Origin of the sequence: Pseudoclavibacter endophyticus, from assembly GCF_008831085.1 — a bacterium.
In the GTDB taxonomy this organism is placed as follows: Bacteria; Actinomycetota; Actinomycetes; order Actinomycetales; family Microbacteriaceae; genus Pseudoclavibacter; species Pseudoclavibacter endophyticus.
In genome coordinates, this window is the sequence record NZ_WBJY01000001.1 from 396,430 (window position 1) to 415,190 (window position 18,761).

The window sequence follows — 18,761 nt, forward strand, 5'->3', positions numbered from 1 at the left end:
CTGCGGCTCGTGGGCGTGCGATGAAGATGAGGCCTCAGAGGCCCGCGAGCCCTGCGCGACCCATTCAGTCTGAGCCCGTGCCGTAGTGCTTCGCCAGCCGGCGGAGCCCTTCGTCGATCGAGACGGTCGGCGCCCAGTCGAGGTCGCGGCGCGTCGAGCGTTGGTCGAACCAGTGCGCGGTCGAGAGCTGCTCAGCCAGGAATCGCGTCATCGGCGGCTCATCGACGCCCGGCCGCACGGTCCAGACCCACTCGACCGCCGCTCCGGCGATGCGCCCGAGGGCCGCGGGAACGCTGACCCTGGGGGCCGGAACGCCCGCGGCGCGGCAAATTCCGCCGAGCAGGTCGCCGACCGGTCGCGGCTCGCCATTGGTGAGCACGTACGCGTTGCCGTGGGCCATGTCGGCGCGGTGGAGCGCCGCCACGATCCCGGTTGCGGCGTTGTCGACGTAGGTCGTGTCGATGAGCGCCGTGCCCCCGTTCAGGAGCGGTAACGTGCCGCGGCGCGCCCGCTCGACGATGCGCTCGACGAGCTGCGTGTCGCCGGGACCCCACACGAGGTGCGGGCGCACGGCGACCACGCGCATGCCGCTGACACCGTCACGGGCGAGCGCCAGCAGCTCGGCCTCCGCCTTTGTGCGCGCGTACTCGCCGCGCGCGTGCTCAGGCGACGCGGGCTCGGCGCCGACCCCCGCGAGTGCCGCGCCGGCGTGCGCGACCGACGGCGACGACACCTGCACGAAGCGCGTCACCCCGGCTCGCTCGGCGGCATCGAGCAGCGTGCGAGTGCCGTCGACGTTGATGGCGCGGAACTCGGCCGCCTCGCCCGCGAGCGAGACCTTGGCCGCGAGGTGCACAACGGCATCCGCCCCGCCGACCGCGCGCTCGACCGTGGCCCGGTCGGTCACCGAACCGAGGGTGTCGACCGCTCCCGCTGCCCCTGAGGGGCGCCGCTGCAGCGTGCGCACGTCGTGTCCGGCGGCGAGCAACTCCGCCGCGACGGCACGTCCGAGGTAGCCGGATGCTCCCGTGACGAGCACGGTCATGGCGCCTCCGGCGACCGGCCGGCGAGCGTTGCATCGGCCCAGGCCGCGAGGCGTGTGCGATCGATCTTGGAGTTGTGGCGGATGTCGGTCGGCAGGCTCGGCACCACGAACACGGCCGCGAGTGGGAGCGGCGCCTTCGCCCGGATGCGGGCGGCAAGTTCGGCGTCGGCGAGCTGCGGGCGCTGCGCTCGAGACTCGGTCTCGACGACGGCGACCGCCTGGCGAAGGCCCTGCGGGCCGACGCCGACGACGGCGGCGCGGCGAACGCCCTCGGCCGATTCGACCGCCTGCTCGGGCCCGACCGGCGCGACTGGCCCGTCGGCCGTCACGATGACGTGCTGCACGCGCCCCTCGACCCACACGCGGCCCTGCTCGTCGAGGTGGCCGATGTCGCCCGTGCGGTGCCAGCGCTCGGCCCGCGACGCAGGCATCGCGGGCTCGGTCGGCTCGATGGTGCCCGTGCCGCGCACCGCCTCGCGGTCGGTGATCCACAGGCGGTCGTAGTGCGACTTGAGGTGCGGCGCCGAGACGACGAGCTCGCCGAGCACTCCGGGGACGTCGCTCGGGGCGCCCGTCGCGCGGCCGTCGCCGTCGAGCGCGCTCACGAGCACGCGGGCCTCGCCGATCGGCGTGCCGACGCACACGCCCTCGTCGGGAGCGTCGGCGGCCGACAGGATGCCATCGAGCGTCACGTCGGTGACGAGCAGGCACTCGGTCATCCCGTAGGGCGTGTGCGGCGTCGCGTTCGGCATGAGCTCGGCGGCCCGCGCGAGCAGGCTCGCCCCGATTGGCGCGCCGGTCGAGAGGAAGGTGCGCACTCGCTCGAGCGCGCGCCGGTCGTCCGGAGTCAGCTCGCGGGCCGTTTCGACGACGTTCCGCATGGCCGCCGGAGAGAGGAACACGATGCGGGCACCGGATGCCCGGAGTGCCGCTGCGACCGCGCGCGCCGTGAGCGTGCGGGGCGACGAGACGTCCATGTCGGGCGTGACCGAACGCGTTCCGAGGGCCGGTCCGAGGAGCGCGAACGGGGCGAAGCCCGTCACGAGACCGGTCGCAGGCGTGACGTCGAAGTGGGCGGCGAGCCCGTCGCGCAGTGCGGCGAGCTGACGGTGGGTATAGACGACGCCCTTGGCCGGGCCCGTCGACCCCGACGTGAACAGGATCGCGGCGTCGTGCTCCGGGCCGGGCGGGGCGGGGACGGCGGCGCCCGCCGCCGCACCCAGCGTGGCCACCTGGCGCAGGCTGTGCGAGACGCCGAGCGCCGAGGCGGCGTACCGCGGCAGGTGCTCGGCGGCGATGCGGATGCCGGGCCAGCCGAGCGCGCGCGCGGCGGCGAGGCCGGGTCGTCCGCCGATGATCACGTCGGGCCACGCGCCCCTGACCGCGCGGGTGAGACCGCTGACGCCGAGGCCGGCGTCGGCCACGACGACGACCGCGCCGATCCGAAGGCACGCGTAGAGGACGGCCGTGAGGGTCGGCCCGGGCTGCACCAGCACCGAGACGCGGTCGCCGCGGCGTACGCCGAGCCGGTGCAGGCCGGCGGCGAGATCGTTCACGCGCGTGGCGAGCTGCCGCCACGTGACGCGACGGGGTTCGTGCTCGTGCGCGGCGCCGCGGGCGCCCGCGGACCGGCCTGCCATGTCGATGACGGCGATGTCGTCATCGTCGGCGCGCGCCTCGATGCCGTGCCAGATCGGTCTGAAGGCATCGGCGTGGTCTTCGGCCGCTCCACGAGGTGCCGGGGAGGACGGCGTCACGAGGGATGCCGGCGGCGAAGCGACACGTTCCTCGAGCCACGCGAGCACGGCCTCCGCGTAGGGCCGCTCCTCGGCGATGAGGTGGCTCGCCCCCTCGAACCGGTGGACGTCGGCGCGCGGAAGTCGGTCGGTGAGATCGTCGAGGTACCGATCACTGAAGATGGGGTCGTTCGGCCCCCAGAGCATGAGCCCGGGAACCGCGAGGTCTGCGACGCCGGCCGCGATTCGGGTGAGTGCGGGGACGCTCGGGTGGGCCGCGTCCACGGGGATGTCGCGCACGAATCCGCCGATGCCGCGCCGCCGGTTCGCCGTGCGATACGGCGCCCGATAGGCGGCCTTGACCGACCGTGCAAGCGGCGGCGACGCGAGCGTGAGCGTCGTGTCGAGGAAGGCCGTCGTGGCGACGGCAGAGGCCTCGAGCACGCCGCGCGCGCGGGCAAGGCGCAGCGGCGCGGGAATCGGCGTGCCCGCCGGTTGGTGCACGGCCGTGTTGAGGAGCGCGACACCGGCCAGTAGGTGCGGATGATCGATCGCCCAACCGAGCGAGATGACGCCGCCCCAATCGTGGCCGATCGTGACGACCGGCGCGCGGCCGCCGGCGCCGCCCTCGTCGTCGCCGCGCCCGAGCCCGAGCGCGTCGGTGAACGCGCCGAGGTCGGCGACGCGCCGCGCGAGCGTGCGATGCTCGCCGCTGCGCTGGGAGAACCCCATCTCGAGCTGGTCGACGGCGACGACCCGCCAGGCCGGCCGGCCGGCCTCGGCCGCCGCGACCGACGCGCTCACGAGCGAACGCCACAGGTACGACCAGGTCGGGTTGCCGTGCACCGCGAGGACGGTGCCGACGACGGGCGCGCCGAGCTCGGCGAGCGCGTCGCCCGTGTCGAGGTAGTGCCACGTTGTCTCGTCGCCAGCACTCGGCCCGGCCGCCCCGCCACCGCCGCTCGCCGCTGGCGGAACCGTCAGCATCCGGCTGTATCGCGAATCGAGGCCCGGGAGGCCTGTCGGCGGCAGCGAAGCGGGTTCGTTCACCAAGCAAGCTCCATCATCGCGGTGTTCAGGCCGGAGCCGACGCCCATGAGCAGCACGCGGTCGCCCTTGCGCAGCGACGACTGCTCTTCCGCGAGGGTGATGGGAATCGACGCCGGCCCCACGTTCCCGAGGTGGGGGAAGGTCGTTGGCACCCGGCTGCGGTCGAGCTTCACGGCCTTGACGATCGCGTTCGTGTGCACCGTCGACACCTGGTGGGTGATGTAGCGGTCCATCGACTTCCAGTCCCACTCGGTGCCCGCCTCCTTCCACGCCGAAACGACGAGGTCGAGGCCGCCCTTGAGGAGGGCCTTCGCGTCGGTGAACATGCCATCGACACTGCCGACGCACAGGTCGTGGAACTGGGTCGCCGCGCGGGTGACGCCGCCGAGCACACGATGCCCGGCCGGATGCTCGTCGGCCCGCCCCAGCACGGCGACGGCCGAGCCGGAGCCGAGGGTGAGCGAGGCGAACTCGCTCATGAAGCCTTCACGGTCGATGCCCTCGCGCTGAAGCCGGGCCACCGTGTTGACCTGGATGTCGTCGGCGTCTTCGCCGTTGACGATCACGGCATAGCGGATCTGGCCCGACTCGATCATGCCCGCCGCGAGACTGATGCCGTTGACGAAGCCGAGGCAGGCGTTGGCGATGTCGAAGTTGATGGCGGAGGTCGGCAGGCCGAGACCGTGATGCAGTCGCACCGCGACGGACGGCTCGAGGTGCTTCCGGGTGACCGAGGTGTTGATGAGCAGGCCGACGTCGCCCGCATCGACACCCGCGTGGGCGAGTGCGCGCCGGCCCGCGACGACGGTCGCGTCGTCGGCCGACTCGCCCGTCGCCCAGTTGCGGCGCTCGAGCACGCCCGCCACCCGCCGCAGCAGCCCGCTGCGCAGCTTCAGCCGTTTGAGGGCTGCCGCGAGATGGTCTTCGATGTCATCGGACGTCGTCACTCTGCTCGGCAGCTCGCTGGCAACCGACAAGAGTGCGACGTTGCTGAATCGAGTTGTCGCGTTGCCTGTCACTTCTTCTCCCGCTGCGACCACAGGGGATCGGCCGCCATAGCGGAACAGCATAACGAGGCCGGTCGCGTCGAACTTCGGGATTTGTCGTGAGTGGCGTCGCGGCGGTCTCGATGGCGGCTAGAAGATCATCGGGCGGTCGTCGTCCATCGAGGTCTCGATGTCGAGCTCCACGACCACCGGCACGTGGTCGCTCGGGGCATCGCCGCCGCGCTCGTCGCGCTCGATCGACGCGTCGACGACGAGCTCGTCGAACGCCGCCGAGCCGAGGATGAAGTCGATGCGCATGCCGTGGTTGCGCTGAAAGCGGCCGGCCTTGTAGTCCCAGTACGTGAATCCCTCCTCGCCGCGGTCGCGGACGACATCGACGAGGCCGCCATCGAGCAACGCCTGAAACGCGTCGCGTTCCGGCGGTGAGACGTGCGTCAGCCCGTCGAACGCGGCCATGTCCCACACATCCGTGTCGAGCGGGGCGATGTTGAAGTCGCCCATGAGCGCGAGCGGTTCGTCGGGGTGCTCCCCGAGCCACGCGACGGTGTCGTCGAGGAGTGCGCGCAACCACGCGAGCTTGTAGGCGTAGTGGGGATGCCCGAGCTCCCGGCCGTTCGGCACGTACAGCGACCACAGGCGCACGTCTTCGACCGTCACCCCCAGCGCACGCGCTTCAAGCGGCAGCTCGCCCGACTCGGGGGGCGTGTTGGCGTATCCGGGCATGTTGGCGAAACCGACACGGGGCTCGCTCATGGGGAGGCGGCTGGCGAAGGCGACGCCGTTCCACTGGTTGGTGCCGTGCACCTCAACCTCGTAGCCCGCCTCCTCGAAGGCCCCGACGGGGAACTGGTCGACCTTGCACTTCGTCTCTTGCATGGCGAGCACGTCGATGTCGGCGCGCTCGAGCCAGTCGACGATGCGGCCCGTGCGGGCCCGGACGGAGTTCACGTTCCAGGTGGCGATGCGCATTGCTCCACGGTATCGCTGGTACCGGCGTGATGGCGGCCGCGACGCTTGCCTTTTGGTCGGTATGACTTTAAGCTGCCGCGAACGACGTTAGGGTCACCATGACACGAACCCCGGGCGCGGCGCCGAAGCCGACGGCGGCATCCGCATCGCCGCGCGAGCACGACTCGCGCGAGCGCGGCGGCGACGCGACGCGGGTCGCCGTGTCGACGGTCATCTTCACGCTTCGACGGGGCGACAGCGACGCCGTCGGCTCGCGCGAGGACCGTGTGGGCCGAGCGGGCCGGCAGGCGGGGGGCCGCCTGGCCGGCGACAGGGCGCACGCGCCATCGGCAGACGTCGTGATCCCGCTCGTACGGCGCCTGCGTGAGCCCTACGAGGGACGATGGGCGCTGCCGGGCGGCTGGCTCGACATCGCCGAGGGCCTCGACGAGGCAGCATCGCGCACGCTTGCCGAAACGACCGGCCTCATGCCGAGCTACCTCGAGCAGCTGTACGCCTTCGGCGCCGTCGACCGATCGACAACGCGCGTTGTGTCGATCGTGTACTGGGCACTGTTGCGCCATGAAGAGGTCGCGGCCGCCGCCGCCCCCGAAAACGTGGCCTGGTTTGACGCCAACGCGCTCCCACGCCTCGCATTCGACCACAACGACATCGTCGCGTACGCGCTGTGGCGCCTGCGCAACAAGGTCGGTTACAGCCGCATCGCGCACGGGCTCCTCGCCGACGAGTTCACCCTCGCCGAGCTCCGCGAGGTCTACGAGTCGATCCTCGGCAAACGCCTCGACCCGGCGAACTTCCGGCGCCAGGCCGAGAGCGCGGGCGGACTCATCGCCACCGACCGCTTCCGCACGGGCAGCCACCGCCCCGCCCGCCTCTACCGCTACGACGACACGCTCGAGCTCGCGAGCCGCGGCCCGCTGGGCCAGAGCCCCTAGCCCGGCCCGCGCCAACCCAGCCCGCTCGGCCGTCGCGCGGCGCCATCGACGGCAGCATCCCTCGCCGTTCAGCGGCATCCACCACAACGATCAGACCATCCCGCCGGCACGGATGCCGGAGGCCCCCGAATCGAGAGCACCATGCCCGCAACGTTCCTGCCCCTCACCACCCGCCCCGACCCACCGGCCGACGCCTCCGCCGACGCCTCGGTCGAACACGTCATCCGCGCCATCGTCGACGGCCGGTCGACGGCCGAGACCTGCAACACCGACCTGGCGGCCGGCCCGTGGGACTTCGACGCCAGAACCGGGTACGGCCCGGGCTCCTCGATGGGCGACGTCATCCCGGCCGGCGCTCCCCGCCAGGGCGAGCTGCCCGTCGAGTACCGCGAGGCGGGCGAAGACGAGCTCGACGCGCGCATCATGGCCGCCAAGCGGACGCTCGGCGACCGCGTCGTCGTACTCGGCCACTTCTACCAGCGCGACGAGGTCGTGCGCCACGCCGACCACGTCGGCGACTCGTTCCAGCTCGCGGGGGCCGCGAGGAGCCGCCCGGAGGCCGAGTCCATCGTGTTCTGCGGCGTGCACTTCATGGCCGAGACCGCCGACCTGCTCTCGCGACCCGAGCAGGCGGTGATCCTGCCGAATCTCGCCGCCGGCTGCTCGATGGCCGACATGGCCGACATCGACCAGGTCGAAGACTGCTGGGAGCAGCTCGAGGACCTCTACGGCGACATGGATGCTGTGGGCGACGACGGCCGCGTGCCCGTCGTTCCCGTCACCTACATGAACTCGTCGGCGGCCATCAAGGGGTTCGTCGGACGCAACGGCGGCATTGTGTGCACGTCGTCCAACGCGCGAACCGTGCTCGAGTGGGCGTTCGAGCGGGGCCGGCGTGTGCTCTTCTTCCCCGACCAGCACCTTGGCCGCAACACCGCGAAGGCCATGGGCGTGCCGCTCGATCAGATGCCAATGTGGAACCCGCGCAGCCCCCTCGGCGGCAACGCGGAGGACGAGCTGCGCGATGCGCGCGTGATCCTCTGGCACGGATTCTGCTCGGTGCACCGCCGCTTCACGGTCGACCAGATCGCGCGGGCGCGTGACGAGCACCCGGGCGTGCGCGTGATCGTGCACCCCGAGTGCCCCATGCCCGTCGTCGACGCGGCCGACGAGTCGGGCTCGACCGACTACATCCGGCGCGCGATCGACGCCGCGACCGAGCCGACGACGTTCGCGATCGGCACCGAGGTCAACCTCGTGCAGCGCCTGGCCGCGCAGTACCCGCAGCACACCATCTTCTGCCTCGACCCCGTCGTGTGCCCCTGCTCGACCATGTACCGCATCCACCCCGGCTACCTCGCGTGGGTGCTGGAGGGCCTGGTCGCCGGCACCGTGCACAACCGCATCACGGTGCCGGACGATGTCGCCGCCCCGGCGCGCGTGGCGCTCGAGCGCATGCTCGCGGCGAAGCCGCACGCACCGGGCGCGCTCGCGGGTGCCGCCGCGGGGGTGGATGCTCCGAGGACGACGGTCAGGCCGTGACCCGCGCGACCCCGCGGGCGCGGCGCGTGGACGACCGCGATCCGGGGCCGGCCGTCGTGATCGTGGGCAGCGGGATCGCCGGCCTGACCGCGGCGCTTGGTGCGGCATCCGCCGGGTGCCGCGTGACGGTCGCGACCAAGGCATCCCTCGACGACGGCAGCACGCGCTTCGCGCAGGGCGGTATCGCGGGCGTCATGTTCGGCGACGACCGGACCGACGACCACGCGCACGACACGGTCGTCGCCGGCGCCGGCCTGAGCGACCGCGACGCCGTCCACGTGCTCGTCGAGGAGGGGCCCGATCGCATTCGCGATCTCATCGACGCGGGGGTCAACTTCGATCGTGGCGACGACGGCTCCTATGTGAAGGGGTTGGAGGCCGCGCACTCGTACCCGAGGGTGCTGCACGCGGGGGGCGACGCAACCGGGCTCGCGATCGAGCGGGCCCTCGTCGCGCGGCTGCGGGAGGCCGAGGCGCGCGGCACGGTCCAGGTGATCGAGCACGCATTCCTCGTCGACGTGATCCTCGACGCGTCGCTCCCCGATTCGTCCTCGGTCCAGTCCCCCCATCACGCCGCTCGCGCGCGCGGCGTCGAGCTGCTCGTCGACGGCGGGCGGCTCGCACTCGCGGCCGACGCGGTCGTGCTGGCGACGGGCGGCGCGGGTCACTTGTTCGCGCACACGACGAACCCGGCAGTCGCGACGGGCGACGGCATCGCGGCGGCGATCCGTGCCGGCGCGCGCGTCGAGGACCTCGAATTCGTCCAGTTCCACCCGACGTCGCTTCCCGCCGCGCCGGCGCTCGGCGTCGACGCGTTCCTCGTGTCGGAGGCCGTACGGGGCGAGGGCGCGACGCTCGTCGACGAGACGGGCCGGCGATTCGCGTTCGGCGCCCACCCCGACGGCGAGCTCGCGCCCCGCGACATCGTCGCGCGCGCGATCGCCGAGCGCATGGCGGCACAGGGTGGGCGGCCGGTGCGGCTCGACGCGACGCGGCTCGGGCGAGGAGAGCCCACCGCGGCGTTCTTAGCGCGACGATTCCCGACCATCGACCGGGTCGTGCGCGAGCGGGGCCTCGACTGGAGTCGCGAGCCGATACCGGTCACGCCCGCCGCGCACTACCTCATGGGCGGCGTCGCGACCGACCTCCACGGGCGTACCTCGATCCCGGGCCTCTACGCGGTCGGCGAGGTCGCCCGCACGGGCGTGCACGGCGCGAACCGCCTCGCCTCGAACTCGCTGCTCGAGGGCGCGGTCTTCGGGGCGCGGGCGGCTGCCGCGATCGCCGCGGGTGCCGAGCGGCAAGGGCGCGGCGCCCCGCTGGGGCCCCGCCCCGCCGGGGCTGGAGGAGCCCGTTCCCGTGCCGTGACGCCGTCGGCGCCCGCCGCTCGCCAGGGGCCCGCGGGAGCGAGGCCGTGCGGTGATGCGCCGAGGACGGACTGTCCCTTCTCGCGCGAAGCCCTCCAGCGCCTCATGTGGAACCACGCGGGGCTCGTACGCGACGCTGATCATCTCGACGACGCCGCTCGCCAGATCGGTGCGTGGCGCGACGAGGCCGCCCGCGAAGGCCCGTCCGCCGACGACGTTCTCATCCGCGAAGACGCCAATCTCCTGCTCGTCGCGGCGCACCTCGTCGACGCGGCGCTGCGGCGGAGCGGGTCGATCGGCGCCCACTTCCGCAGCGACGACCGCCGCCCGGCCCGCGACGCGACCGCCGCGGCGTCGATGCCGTTGCCCGATGCGGCTGCCGCCCTGCGGCGACCGCGAGACCCTGAGGCCGCATGACGGCCCGCACGACCACGAACGGAAGCCGAAGCATGACCATGACCGCCGGGATGCGCATCCTGTCTTCAGCCACGATCGACCGGGTCGTCGCCGCCGCCCTCGACGAGGACGCGCCTTGGGGTGACCTGACGAGCTCGGCCTTTCTGCCCGAGACCGTCGTGGCGCAGGCGCAGCTCGTCGCCCGGGAGCCCGGGGTGTTCAGCGGCGGGCGGGTGTTCGCGGCGGCGTTCCGGCTCACGGACCCGGCCGTCACGATCGGACAGCGCGTCGCCGACGGCGAGCGCTTCGAGCGGGGCGCCGTGCTCGCGACGGTCCGCGGACCCGCCCGCGCCGTGCTGACGGCCGAGCGCATCGGCCTCAATTTCGTGCAGCGCATGTCGGGCATCGCCACGCTCACGTCGCGCTACGTCGCCGAGGTTGCGCACACCCGCGCACGCATCGTCGACACCCGCAAGACAACGCCCGGCCTGCGCCCCTTCGAACGGCAGGCCGTCGTCGACGGCGGGGGCCGCAACCACCGATACTCGCTGTCCGACGCGGTCATGGTGAAGGACAACCACCTTGCCGTGCTCGCGAGCAGCGGCCGGCCCGTGACGGATGCGCTGCGCGAGGCCATCGAGCGCCTGCCGCACACGACGCACGTGGAGGTCGAGGTCGACCGGCGCGAGCAGATCGAACCCGTGCTGGCGGCGGGGATCGGCACGATCATGCTCGACAACTTCTCGCTCGACGAGCTGCGGGCCGGCGTCGAGCAGGTCGCCGGCCGCGCGATCGTCGAGGCATCGGGCGGCGTGCGGCTCGACACGGTGCGGGCGATCGCCGAGACCGGCGTCGACGTGATCTCGGTGGGCGTCCTCACGCACTCGGCCCCGGCCCTCGACCTCGGGCTCGATGTCGGGATCGACGACGACCTCGGGGATCGCGCGTGACCTCGTCGGCCGCCCGGCGCATCGCGTCGCCGCCCGCCTCGCACTGGGCGGAAGGGGCTCGCGGCGAATGGAGTGCGGCTGGTGCCCCGGTCGGGGGAATGCTCGGCGTGTCGGGCGCCTGGTGCACGCAGATTGACACGGGATCCGCCGGGGCCGGGGCCGGGGCCGGGGCCGGGGCCGGTGCCGGTGCCGGTGCTGGTGCTGGTGCTGGTGCCGGGGCTGGTGCCTGATCGTGCGTTACCTCGACAACGCCGCAACCACGGCCGTGCGCCCCGAGGTGCTCGAGGCGATGCTGCCCTACCTCACGCACGCGTTCGGCAACCCGTCGAGTCACCACACGATCGGTGAGGCGGCCGCGCGGGCGCTGGCCGATGCACGCGGACGCGTGGCGAGCATCCTGGGCATGCGCTCCGGCGATGTCGTGTTCACCTCTGGCGGCACGGAGGCGAACAACCTCGCCGTGAAGGGCATCGCGCTCGCGGCCCTGCAGCAGCGCGGGGCGCGTCACCTCGTGACGACGCCGATCGAGCACGAGTCGGTGCTCGAGTCGGCTGCCTATCTCCAGCGACTGCACGGCTTCGAGGTGACCCGGGTGCCCGTCGACGGGGAGGGGCGACTCGATCCGGGCGCGGTCGCGGATGCCGTGCGCGCCGACACCGCGCTCGTCACTTTTGGGTACGCGAACAACGAGGTAGGGACCGTGCAAGACGTCTCGGCGGTCAGCGAGGCGGTCGCGGCGGTTCGCGCGGCGGGTGGCGCGGGCGCGTCGCACACACGGGCTCGCGTGCCCGTGCACGTCGACGCGGTGCAGGCGGCCGGGTGGCTGCCGCTCTCGGCGCGCGACCTGGGGGTCGACGCGCTCTCGATCGCCGGGCACAAGCTGGGGGCGCCCAAGGGAACGGGAGCCCTCGCCGTGCGGGGACGTGTGCCCGTGGAGCCGCTCCTGCACGGGGGAGGGCAGGAGCGCGGCCGCCGCAGCGGCACGGAGGACGTCGCCGGCGCCGTCGCGCTCGCGACCGCGCTCGAGCTGGCCGAGACAGAGCGCGTGGCGGCGGCCGCGAGGGTCGGGGCGCTGTGCAGGGACCTGATCGGGCGGGTGCTCGCGCTCGTGCCGACCGCGAGGCTGACGGGCGCCCCCGAGCATCGACTGCCGGGAACCGCGAGCTTCACCTTCGAGGGCACGAGCGGCGAAGCAGTGCTGCTCGAACTCGAGCGACGCGGCATCGTGTCATCGAGCGGCTCGGCGTGCGCCGCCGGGAGCGACGAGCCGTCGCACGTGCTCGTCGCACTCGGGATTCCGCCCGAGATCGCGCAGACATCGGTGCGGTTCACCCTGCCCCACAGCTGGGACGAGCCGCTCGGCGTGGTCGCCGACGCGGTTGCGGCGTCGGTCGCCGCTGTCGGCGGCCCCTCGCGCCGACCCTGACCGATCCGAGGGGCGATCGTCCACTGAGCGCCGAGGGGACGCTGGCGGGGCAATGCGCAACGGGACCGGTCAGCGACGGCGCGTTCTGGCCGAACTCCTACCGGAAGCGACGGCCCTCGTCGCGCCGGAACAGGACGACGCCGACGACGGCGAGCACGACCGTCCAGACCAAGAACGACACGAGCATCCACCACTCGACCGGCGTCCCGGTCGCGACTGACAGGCTCAGCTCGCGCGCCGCACGAACCGGCAGGAATCGGGTCGCGACCTCCAGCCACGCCGGGAACATCATGGGCGGCAGGAACAGGCCGGACGCGAACGCCATCACGAACATGACGAGCTGCGTCACGGCGATTGCCGCCTTCTCGCCGCACGTCGTGCCGATGATGAGGCCGATGAGGGCCGCGGGGACCGAGGTCGCCACGACGGTGGCGATTCCCAGCGCGAGCCGCCCGGGATCGGGCGCCGCCGCAGTGAACAGCAAACCGACGACGAGCACGGGGACCACCGAGATCAGGGCCGTGACGAGCGTCGCGGTGATGAGCCCGACGATGCGCGCGCCCCGGCGGCCGGGCAGCGTGCGAAGGTACGGCGCCCACGGCTTCGCGCGCTGCGACGCGAGCTCCAGGCCCAACGAGAACAGGCCGTTCGCCAGGAACCCGAACACCATCATCGACACGATGGCCTGCATCGCCGCGGCACTGTCGTCGCGCACCGCCGGGATTGGCAGCGCGAAGAACGAGAAGGCGAGTACGGGAAAGAGCATCCCGCCGATCCAGGCGATCGGCACCCGGAACGTCTCGATGAGGATCCACTTCGCGTGGGTGACCGCGAGGCCGACACCGCCGACGAGCGCCCGATCGGCGTCTGCGGCAGGCGCGCCGCCGGGCCGCCCGCGAGGCGGCGGTGAGCTGTGCGACGGTGTCGCGGGCTGCTGGTCGTGCTGGCTGAGCGTCGTCATCGTTCACTGCCCTTCGTGATGGTGAGGAAGGCCTCTTCGAGTGTCGCCCCGCGCACGGCGAGGTCCGAGAACGGGATGCCCGACGCGACGAGCTCGCGGACGAACGCGTCGGCGTCAGCGGTCAGCACGGTCGCGCGACCGTCATCGCTCGCGCGCACGTCAGATGCTGCGTCGAGCGACTCGAGCTGCCGCACGTCGGCGCGCAGCGCCACTCGCCGCCTCGAGACGCGGGCGAGGACGGCCGGCAGATCATCGTCGGCGAGGACGCGTCCGCCGTCCATCACGACGACCCGCTGCGCAAGCGCCTCGATCTCTTCGAGATGATGGCTCGTGACGATGATGGTGCAGCCGGCGGCATGCCGCGCCCGCAGCGCATCCCACAGGGTCGTGCGGGCCTCGACGTCGAGGCCCGTCGTCGGCTCGTCGAGAACGACGAGCGACGGAGTGCCGACGAAGGCCATCGCGACGGCGAGCCGCCGCTGCCAGCCGCCCGACAGTGAGCCGCACTGCTTGCGCGCCACCTCGCCGAGCCCGAACTCGTCGATGATGTCGTCGACCGGCGTCGGCGTGACGTAGTGCGCCGAGACGATCTCGAGCGCCTCGCGCGCCCGCAGCGCCTCCGGCACCGCGGACCGCTGCGGCGTCGAGCCGACCCGCTGCCGGAATGCCGGGTCGCCAGGGTCGCCGCCGAAGAGCAGCACCCTGCCCGCGGTCGGCCGACGCAGCCCGAGCAGCAGCGAGAGGAGGGTCGATTTCCCCGCGCCGTTCGGACCGAGCATGCCGAGGCACTCACCGGCGCGCAGATCGAGCGTGACATCGTCGACGGCGACGACATCGCCGAACGACTTGGATGCGTTTTGGACTGAGACGGGAAGAGTCATGAGGATGTTCCTCCAATCAGGTCGAGCAGGGTCGTGCGGTAGGTGCGGAAGGCGGCGCGTCCCTCGAGCGTGAGCGAGATGCGGGTCACGGGTTTGCGCCCTTCGAAGGCCTTCTCGATGCCGACGTATCCGGCGGCCTCGAGCTTCGCGAGGTGCGTCGTGAGATTGCCGGCGGTCATGTCGAGCAGCTCGCGCAAGCGCGGGAACGTCATGCTGTCGTCGTCTGCGAGCGATTCGTCGAGCGTCGTCATGATGCGCAGCCGTGCTGGGGCGTGGATGACGGGGTCGAGTTGATCCATCTCGATCAGGTCTCCGACGCCCGGGGCCCGGAGCCCGGCCTGGTCGGGTCGGTCCCACGCATCATGCCGCGCCACGACAGCCACGCGAAGACGGGGAGTACGACGATCGAGCCGATCGCGTACGCGAGGAGGTGGTGCGGGGCGCCGATGAAGGTTGCGACGCAGGCGATGGCAATGACGCAGGAACCGAGCCCGAACGTGGCCCATGAGCGCCAGATCGCGGCGCCGACCAGGTACATGAGCCCGGCCGTCGACACGTAGATCGACGGGGCGACGAGCGTGATCGACTCGGGAGCGAGCCCGTGCCCGATAAGGGCGGTGAGCGTGGCCGTCGCTCCGGCCATCGCGACCATCCAGGCCAGGCCGTACATGGTGTCCGACGTGGCCGAGCCGCCGCGGACTCCGCGTCCGAGCCGGGCCCCCATCGTGATCGATGCCGCGACGCCGACGATCATGAGCCCGCCGAACGCGATCGAGTCGATCGGGCTCGCGATCGTGAACCACGGGTTGCCACCGCGAACGCCGCTCCACAGCACGAGGAAACCGGTGAACCACACGACGCCCCACGTCAGCAGCAGGAGCGAGACGATGCGCGCGGTGCCGCCTCGTGCCGCGCGCTGCTGCGTGCGCATGAGCGCGGCCATCTCGGCGAGCTCGAGCGGGCCGTCGGCCTCTGGGTCGAGTGCGTCGCCGGTCTCGAGGGCGTCGCCGGGCACGGCATCCGGCCGATCGTTCCCGAAGGGCTTCTCATTCATGCAAATGAGTTTGCACTGCAAACTGATTTGTGTCAAGAGGTTGCCTACCGCCTCGCGATGCGCTCATCGGCGCGGACTCGGTGGTCAGCTCGGGGCTGCTCCGTGAGGATGAGGAGCTTCACGTCGGGGAACGGCGGTGCGATCGTGCGTCGCGGTCATGCTCGAGTGGGCGTCGATCTGGAGGTACTGGATGCGCTTCGTCGTCGCTCTTTCACACCCTCGCGGTGGGTGTCGATCGCTGGCCGAGTCTCGCTGCTTGGTCGAAGGCGGCTCGGGTCTCATCCGCAAGAGACGCCGGTGTTTTCGCTCGGCGTTGACCGGTCTGATAGCAGGCGAGGGCGACTTGGGAGGCGAACACGGCCGTCGCCTCGTCGGTGCCGCGGTCACGGAGGATCTCGCCCAGAATGACCCCGATCTGCTGGATCTTCAGGGCCTCGCGGCCGCGCAATTCGAGGTGCTGCTCGAGCAACCGTCTGTGCCGCGCATACGCGTCAAGGTCGGCGGTCGCGCGTTCGCACAACCCGACAACGATCGGACGGAGCTGCTCGACGGCCTCGATCGCGGTCTGAGCTACCGGAAAGACCTCCTGTTGTGCAACCTCGGCGATCGCGTCGAGCATCTGCTGCTCTTGGGCGAACACGACCTCCTGCTTGTCGCCGAAATATCGGAAAAACGTGGTGCGGCCAACGTCGGCTCGCGCGGCGATGTCGCTGACCGAGACGTTGTCGAAGCCTCTCGCGGCGAACAGTTCGTCGGAGGCCTCGATGATGCGCTGCCTCACGAGGCGTCGCTTGCGATCAGCGAGGGGTTCGAGCGCGGCGGAAGGATCAGGCATGGAAGGATTCTACTGATTAATGGTACTGAGTGCCAATCTGGACTGAGGCCTGTATGGTACTGAGTACCAACTATGGGGATTCGCCCCGTTCCGTCCTGGAGGACTGCTCATGCTGACGACCGAAGACCGCCTCGACATCGCCGAGACCCTCGCGCTCCATGCCCATCTCGTCGACGCCGACCAACTCGATCGCATCGATGAACTGTTCACGCCAGACGCCGTCTACGACATGACCGCCCCCGGCATCGGAGTCTTTGAGGGACTCGATACGATTTGCGCCGCCGCGGCCCAGCTGTCTGCAAGTGGCCACGCACCCATCGCGCACTTCCTCACCAATATCATCCTGACGAGCACCGGTGAAGACGAGGCCACGGCGCTGTCGAAGTGTCTGATGATCATGGCCACGGGAACGACCCAGGGGGTGACGTACGACGACACCCTTCGCCGCGACCAAGGCCACTGGCGAATCAGTCACCGGGTCATCACTCCGGCCGGACGCCCCGTCGCGACGCGTGAAGAGCACTGAGCCGTGTAACGGAACGCCGCGCCCCTAGACTGTCGCGCGTGAACGACGACCGTGCCGCACTACTCCAGCTCATCCGTGACGAGGCCGTGTTCCACGGCGACTTCACGCTCACGAGCGGCAAGCGTGCCAGCTATTACATCGACCTCCGCAAGCTCAGTCTCGACCACCGCGCGGCCCCGCTCATCGGGCGCGTGTTGCTCGAGCTCGTCGATGAGCTCGGGGGAGCGGCCGGAGTCGACGCCGTCGGGGGCCTGACGATGGGCGCAGACCCGTTGGCCAACGCCGTCATGCACCAGGGCGTGGCCCAGGGCCGCACGATCGACGCGTTCGTCGTGCGCAAGGAGCCCAAGGGCCACGGCCGCGGCAGGCAGGTCGAGGGTCCGGATCTCGAGGGCAAGCGCGTCGTCGTGCTGGAGGACACCTCGACCACGGGCGGCTCGCCGCTCGCGGCGATCGCGGCACTCGAGGCCGTCGGCGCGACGATCGTCGGCGTCGCGGTCATCGCCGACCGCGACACCGAGGCGCGCGGCCGCATCGAGGACGCAGGCTATGCCTACCGCTACGCGTTCGACCTGGCGGATCTGGGGCTGGCCGAGACGACATGACCGAGCGAGAGGGGCCGGACGCCAACGCGTTCGGCTGGGCCGCTCCGGACGAGCCGGCGGTCGCGGGGCACGTCGCCTCGGGGCACCCCGAGGCGGCGCAACCCACCGCGCTACGTTCCAGCGCTGAGCGGGCGGCCGACGCCCCGCACCCTCGTGACATCGCTCGGTCGTCGACCGCCGACGTCGACGCGTCGCGGCGGCGCGGTCTCGACGCGGAAGCCCGACGGCGCCGCTCCACGAGGCACCGCTTCATCGGCATCGCCGCGGTCATCACCGTCGTGCTCGCGATCGGCGCCGGCGCCCTCGGCTACCTTCTGAACCCGTTCGCCCCGCAGCCGGCGCCGATGGTCGTGTCGACGCCCACGAGCGGGCCGGGTGTGCCGGGTTACGTCAGCGGTGGCAGGCTCGCCGCCGGGCAGTGCTACGCCTCCTACACGTCGGCCTGGCAGGACGAGTTCGAACTCGCAGACTGCACGACGCCCCACGCGGCCGAGTTGTATGCCGTCGTCTCGGCGACCGAGTTCGCCGCGGACGACGAGTACCCCGGGGAGGCACTGCTGCAGTCGCAGGCGATGCGCGCCTGCCAGGCTCCAACATCGATCAACATGACGGTCGCATCCGGCATCGACGACCTGCGCATCGAGGCGAGCTTCGCCATGTCGCAAAGCGATTGGGATGCCGGCGTGCGCAATTACTGGTGCTTCGCGTCGCGGGAATCGGGCGAGCCGCTGACCGACCCGCTGACGCTCACGTAGGACTCACCCAATAGGCTGTGGGACATGACCCGAGTGAGTGAGTCCATCGATGTCGACGTGCCGGTTGAGAAAGTGTTCTGGGCCGTCACCGATCCCGACACGATGCCGAGATTCCTCTCGCTCGTGAAGTCGATGGAAGTCACGGGCCCCGACACCACGAAGTGGGTCGTCGAGCTGGCCGGCAAGACGGCGTCGTTCGAGGCCAAGGCCACCGAGGTCGATCCGCCGAACCACGCCCGCTACGAGTCGATGACGCAGCGCGTGCCGTTCGTGCTTGACCTGCGCTGTCGGGCGGTCAGCCCCACGACCACGTCGCTGGTACTGGAGGCCGAGTTCGATGCCGGCGGCATGGCCGAAAAGCTCGGGCTCGCGAAGGGCGTCGCCTCAGTCGCCCTCAAGAACCAGCTCGGCAACGCGAAGAAGTACCTCGAGCGCCGCTTTGCGAGCGACGGGGTCGCCTGAGCTCGAAACGGCGATTACCGATGGAGTGGCCGCGTCGCCTAGCCTTGCCGCAGAGTCACGCGCTCCGGGGTCGGTGAGAATCCGAACCGGCGGTTACAGTCCGCGAGCCTCGGCCGAAAGGCCGGGGCCGATCCGGTGAGATCCCGGGACCGACGGTCAAAGTCCGGATGGGAGGCGCGCAGGGTCGCACAGGTGCGCCCGGCTCGCGGTCGCGCCGCGTTCCGCGAGGAATCGAGGAATGGCACGACGGCACCGCCAC

At 71.6% G+C, this 18,761-nt stretch carries 18 protein-coding genes and 1 riboswitch; of the genes, 9 read left to right on the forward strand and 9 right to left on the reverse strand.

Annotation, left to right across the window (positions count from 1 at the left end; genetic code table 11):
* Positions 1 to 64: 64 nt before the first annotated feature.
* From F8O04_RS01705 to F8O04_RS01720, 4 genes are all read right to left on the reverse strand, one after another.
* Entirely contained in the window at positions 65 to 1,045 is a 981-nt protein-coding gene (locus F8O04_RS01705) for an NAD-dependent epimerase/dehydratase family protein (RefSeq protein WP_158027582.1), read from the reverse strand.
* Complete coding sequence (locus F8O04_RS01710; protein WP_158029046.1) at positions 1,042 to 3,768, reverse strand: alpha/beta fold hydrolase; 2,727 nt, start codon at positions 3,766 to 3,768, stop codon at positions 1,042 to 1,044. Before F8O04_RS01710 ends, F8O04_RS01705 begins: the two co-directional genes overlap by 4 nt.
* A gap of 59 nt (positions 3,769 to 3,827) precedes the next feature.
* Positions 3,828 to 4,901, reverse strand: a complete 1,074-nt coding sequence (locus F8O04_RS01715; RefSeq protein ID WP_158027583.1) for a 3-oxoacyl-ACP synthase III — start codon at positions 4,899 to 4,901, stop codon at positions 3,828 to 3,830.
* Positions 4,902 to 4,967: 66 nt separating this feature from the next.
* On the reverse strand, positions 4,968 to 5,807 hold the full coding sequence (locus tag F8O04_RS01720) for an exodeoxyribonuclease III (RefSeq protein ID WP_158027584.1): 840 nt from the start codon (positions 5,805 to 5,807) through the stop codon (positions 4,968 to 4,970).
* A gap of 98 nt (positions 5,808 to 5,905) precedes the next feature.
* On the opposite strand from F8O04_RS01720, the gene F8O04_RS01725 reads away from it, so the two are divergent.
* From F8O04_RS01725 to F8O04_RS01750, 5 genes are all read left to right on the forward strand, one after another.
* Positions 5,906 to 6,742, forward strand: coding sequence for an NUDIX hydrolase (locus tag F8O04_RS01725; protein WP_158027586.1), 837 nt, complete (start codon positions 5,906 to 5,908; stop codon positions 6,740 to 6,742).
* A 141-nt stretch (positions 6,743 to 6,883) separates the two neighbouring features.
* Positions 6,884 to 8,284: a quinolinate synthase NadA gene (gene nadA / locus F8O04_RS01730; protein ID WP_158027588.1), complete on the forward strand. Its 1,401-nt coding sequence runs from the start codon at positions 6,884 to 6,886 to the stop codon at positions 8,282 to 8,284.
* Complete coding sequence (gene nadB, locus F8O04_RS01735) at positions 8,281 to 10,068, forward strand: L-aspartate oxidase (protein WP_225734813.1); 1,788 nt, start codon at positions 8,281 to 8,283, stop codon at positions 10,066 to 10,068. Before nadA ends, nadB begins: the two co-directional genes overlap by 4 nt.
* A gap of 56 nt (positions 10,069 to 10,124) precedes the next feature.
* Complete coding sequence (nadC, locus tag F8O04_RS01740) at positions 10,125 to 10,997, forward strand: carboxylating nicotinate-nucleotide diphosphorylase (protein WP_158029048.1); 873 nt, start codon at positions 10,125 to 10,127, stop codon at positions 10,995 to 10,997.
* A 232-nt stretch (positions 10,998 to 11,229) separates the two neighbouring features.
* On the forward strand, positions 11,230 to 12,423 hold the full coding sequence (locus F8O04_RS01750; RefSeq protein ID WP_158027590.1) for a cysteine desulfurase family protein: 1,194 nt from the start codon (positions 11,230 to 11,232) through the stop codon (positions 12,421 to 12,423).
* Positions 12,424 to 12,520: 97 nt separating this feature from the next.
* Here F8O04_RS01750 and F8O04_RS01755 read toward each other — a convergent pair whose 3' ends face one another.
* The 5 genes from F8O04_RS01755 to F8O04_RS01775 form a co-directional block, all read right to left on the reverse strand.
* Positions 12,521 to 13,384 carry an ABC transporter permease gene (locus tag F8O04_RS01755; RefSeq protein ID WP_158027592.1) on the reverse strand — a complete coding sequence of 288 codons (864 nt, stop codon included), beginning with the start codon at positions 13,382 to 13,384 and terminating at the stop codon, positions 12,521 to 12,523.
* Positions 13,381 to 14,265: an ABC transporter ATP-binding protein gene (locus F8O04_RS01760; RefSeq protein ID WP_158027594.1), complete on the reverse strand. Its 885-nt coding sequence runs from the start codon at positions 14,263 to 14,265 to the stop codon at positions 13,381 to 13,383. The genes F8O04_RS01755 and F8O04_RS01760 overlap by 4 nt, the downstream gene beginning before the upstream one ends.
* Positions 14,262 to 14,564 (reverse strand): transcriptional regulator, encoded by a 303-nt coding sequence (locus tag F8O04_RS01765; protein WP_158027596.1) that lies wholly within the window; start codon positions 14,562 to 14,564, stop codon positions 14,262 to 14,264. The genes F8O04_RS01760 and F8O04_RS01765 overlap by 4 nt, the downstream gene beginning before the upstream one ends.
* 5 nt (positions 14,565 to 14,569) lie before the next feature.
* Positions 14,570 to 15,319: a hypothetical protein gene (locus tag F8O04_RS01770; RefSeq protein WP_158027597.1), complete on the reverse strand. Its 750-nt coding sequence runs from the start codon at positions 15,317 to 15,319 to the stop codon at positions 14,570 to 14,572.
* Between the two features lie 211 nt (positions 15,320 to 15,530).
* Positions 15,531 to 16,154, reverse strand: coding sequence for a TetR/AcrR family transcriptional regulator (locus F8O04_RS01775; protein WP_158027599.1), 624 nt, complete (start codon positions 16,152 to 16,154; stop codon positions 15,531 to 15,533).
* A 109-nt stretch (positions 16,155 to 16,263) separates the two neighbouring features.
* Here F8O04_RS01775 and F8O04_RS01780 point away from each other — a divergent pair, with 109 nt between their 5' ends.
* The 4 genes from F8O04_RS01780 to F8O04_RS01795 are packed head-to-tail and all read left to right on the forward strand — an operon-like array spanning position 16,264 to position 18,502.
* On the forward strand, positions 16,264 to 16,680 hold the full coding sequence (locus tag F8O04_RS01780; protein ID WP_158027601.1) for a nuclear transport factor 2 family protein: 417 nt from the start codon (positions 16,264 to 16,266) through the stop codon (positions 16,678 to 16,680).
* A gap of 29 nt (positions 16,681 to 16,709) precedes the next feature.
* Positions 16,710 to 17,285 (forward strand): orotate phosphoribosyltransferase, encoded by a 576-nt coding sequence (gene pyrE, locus F8O04_RS01785; protein WP_158027602.1) that lies wholly within the window; start codon positions 16,710 to 16,712, stop codon positions 17,283 to 17,285.
* On the forward strand, positions 17,282 to 18,040 hold the full coding sequence (locus tag F8O04_RS01790) for a septum formation family protein (RefSeq protein ID WP_158027604.1): 759 nt from the start codon (positions 17,282 to 17,284) through the stop codon (positions 18,038 to 18,040). The genes pyrE and F8O04_RS01790 overlap by 4 nt, the downstream gene beginning before the upstream one ends.
* Positions 18,041 to 18,064: 24 nt before the next feature.
* Positions 18,065 to 18,502, forward strand: coding sequence for an SRPBCC family protein (locus F8O04_RS01795; RefSeq protein WP_158027605.1), 438 nt, complete (start codon positions 18,065 to 18,067; stop codon positions 18,500 to 18,502).
* Positions 18,503 to 18,557: 55 nt separating this feature from the next.
* A riboswitch (FMN riboswitch) is annotated at positions 18,558 to 18,684 on the forward strand.
* The last annotated feature ends 77 nt before the right edge of the window (positions 18,685 to 18,761 follow it).

What these genes read in the sequence shown, in the direction of transcription:
- F8O04_RS01705 (WP_158027582.1), bottom strand. Translation starts at nt 1,045, where the DNA reads ATGACCGTGCTCGTCACGGGAGCATCCGGCTACCTCGGACGTGCCGTC.
- F8O04_RS01760 (WP_158027594.1), bottom strand. Translation starts at nt 14,265, where the DNA reads ATGACTCTTCCCGTCTCAGTCCAAAACGCATCCAAGTCGTTCGGCGAT.
- F8O04_RS01710 (WP_158029046.1), bottom strand. Translation starts at nt 3,768, where the DNA reads ATGCTGACGGTTCCGCCAGCGGCGAGCGGCGGTGGCGGGGCGGCCGGG.
- F8O04_RS01775 (WP_158027599.1), bottom strand. Translation starts at nt 16,154, where the DNA reads ATGCCTGATCCTTCCGCCGCGCTCGAACCCCTCGCTGATCGCAAGCGA.
- F8O04_RS01755 (WP_158027592.1), bottom strand. Translation starts at nt 13,384, where the DNA reads ATGACGACGCTCAGCCAGCACGACCAGCAGCCCGCGACACCGTCGCAC.
- F8O04_RS01725 (WP_158027586.1), top strand. Translation starts at nt 5,906, where the DNA reads ATGACACGAACCCCGGGCGCGGCGCCGAAGCCGACGGCGGCATCCGCA.
- nadA (WP_158027588.1), top strand. Translation starts at nt 6,884, where the DNA reads ATGCCCGCAACGTTCCTGCCCCTCACCACCCGCCCCGACCCACCGGCC.
- F8O04_RS01795 (WP_158027605.1), top strand. Translation starts at nt 18,065, where the DNA reads ATGACCCGAGTGAGTGAGTCCATCGATGTCGACGTGCCGGTTGAGAAA.
- F8O04_RS01765 (WP_158027596.1), bottom strand. Translation starts at nt 14,564, where the DNA reads ATGGATCAACTCGACCCCGTCATCCACGCCCCAGCACGGCTGCGCATC.
- F8O04_RS01715 (WP_158027583.1), bottom strand. Translation starts at nt 4,901, where the DNA reads ATGCTGTTCCGCTATGGCGGCCGATCCCCTGTGGTCGCAGCGGGAGAA.
- F8O04_RS01780 (WP_158027601.1), top strand. Translation starts at nt 16,264, where the DNA reads ATGCTGACGACCGAAGACCGCCTCGACATCGCCGAGACCCTCGCGCTC.
- F8O04_RS01770 (WP_158027597.1), bottom strand. Translation starts at nt 15,319, where the DNA reads ATGAATGAGAAGCCCTTCGGGAACGATCGGCCGGATGCCGTGCCCGGC.
- F8O04_RS01720 (WP_158027584.1), bottom strand. Translation starts at nt 5,807, where the DNA reads ATGCGCATCGCCACCTGGAACGTGAACTCCGTCCGGGCCCGCACGGGC.
- F8O04_RS01790 (WP_158027604.1), top strand. Translation starts at nt 17,282, where the DNA reads ATGACCGAGCGAGAGGGGCCGGACGCCAACGCGTTCGGCTGGGCCGCT.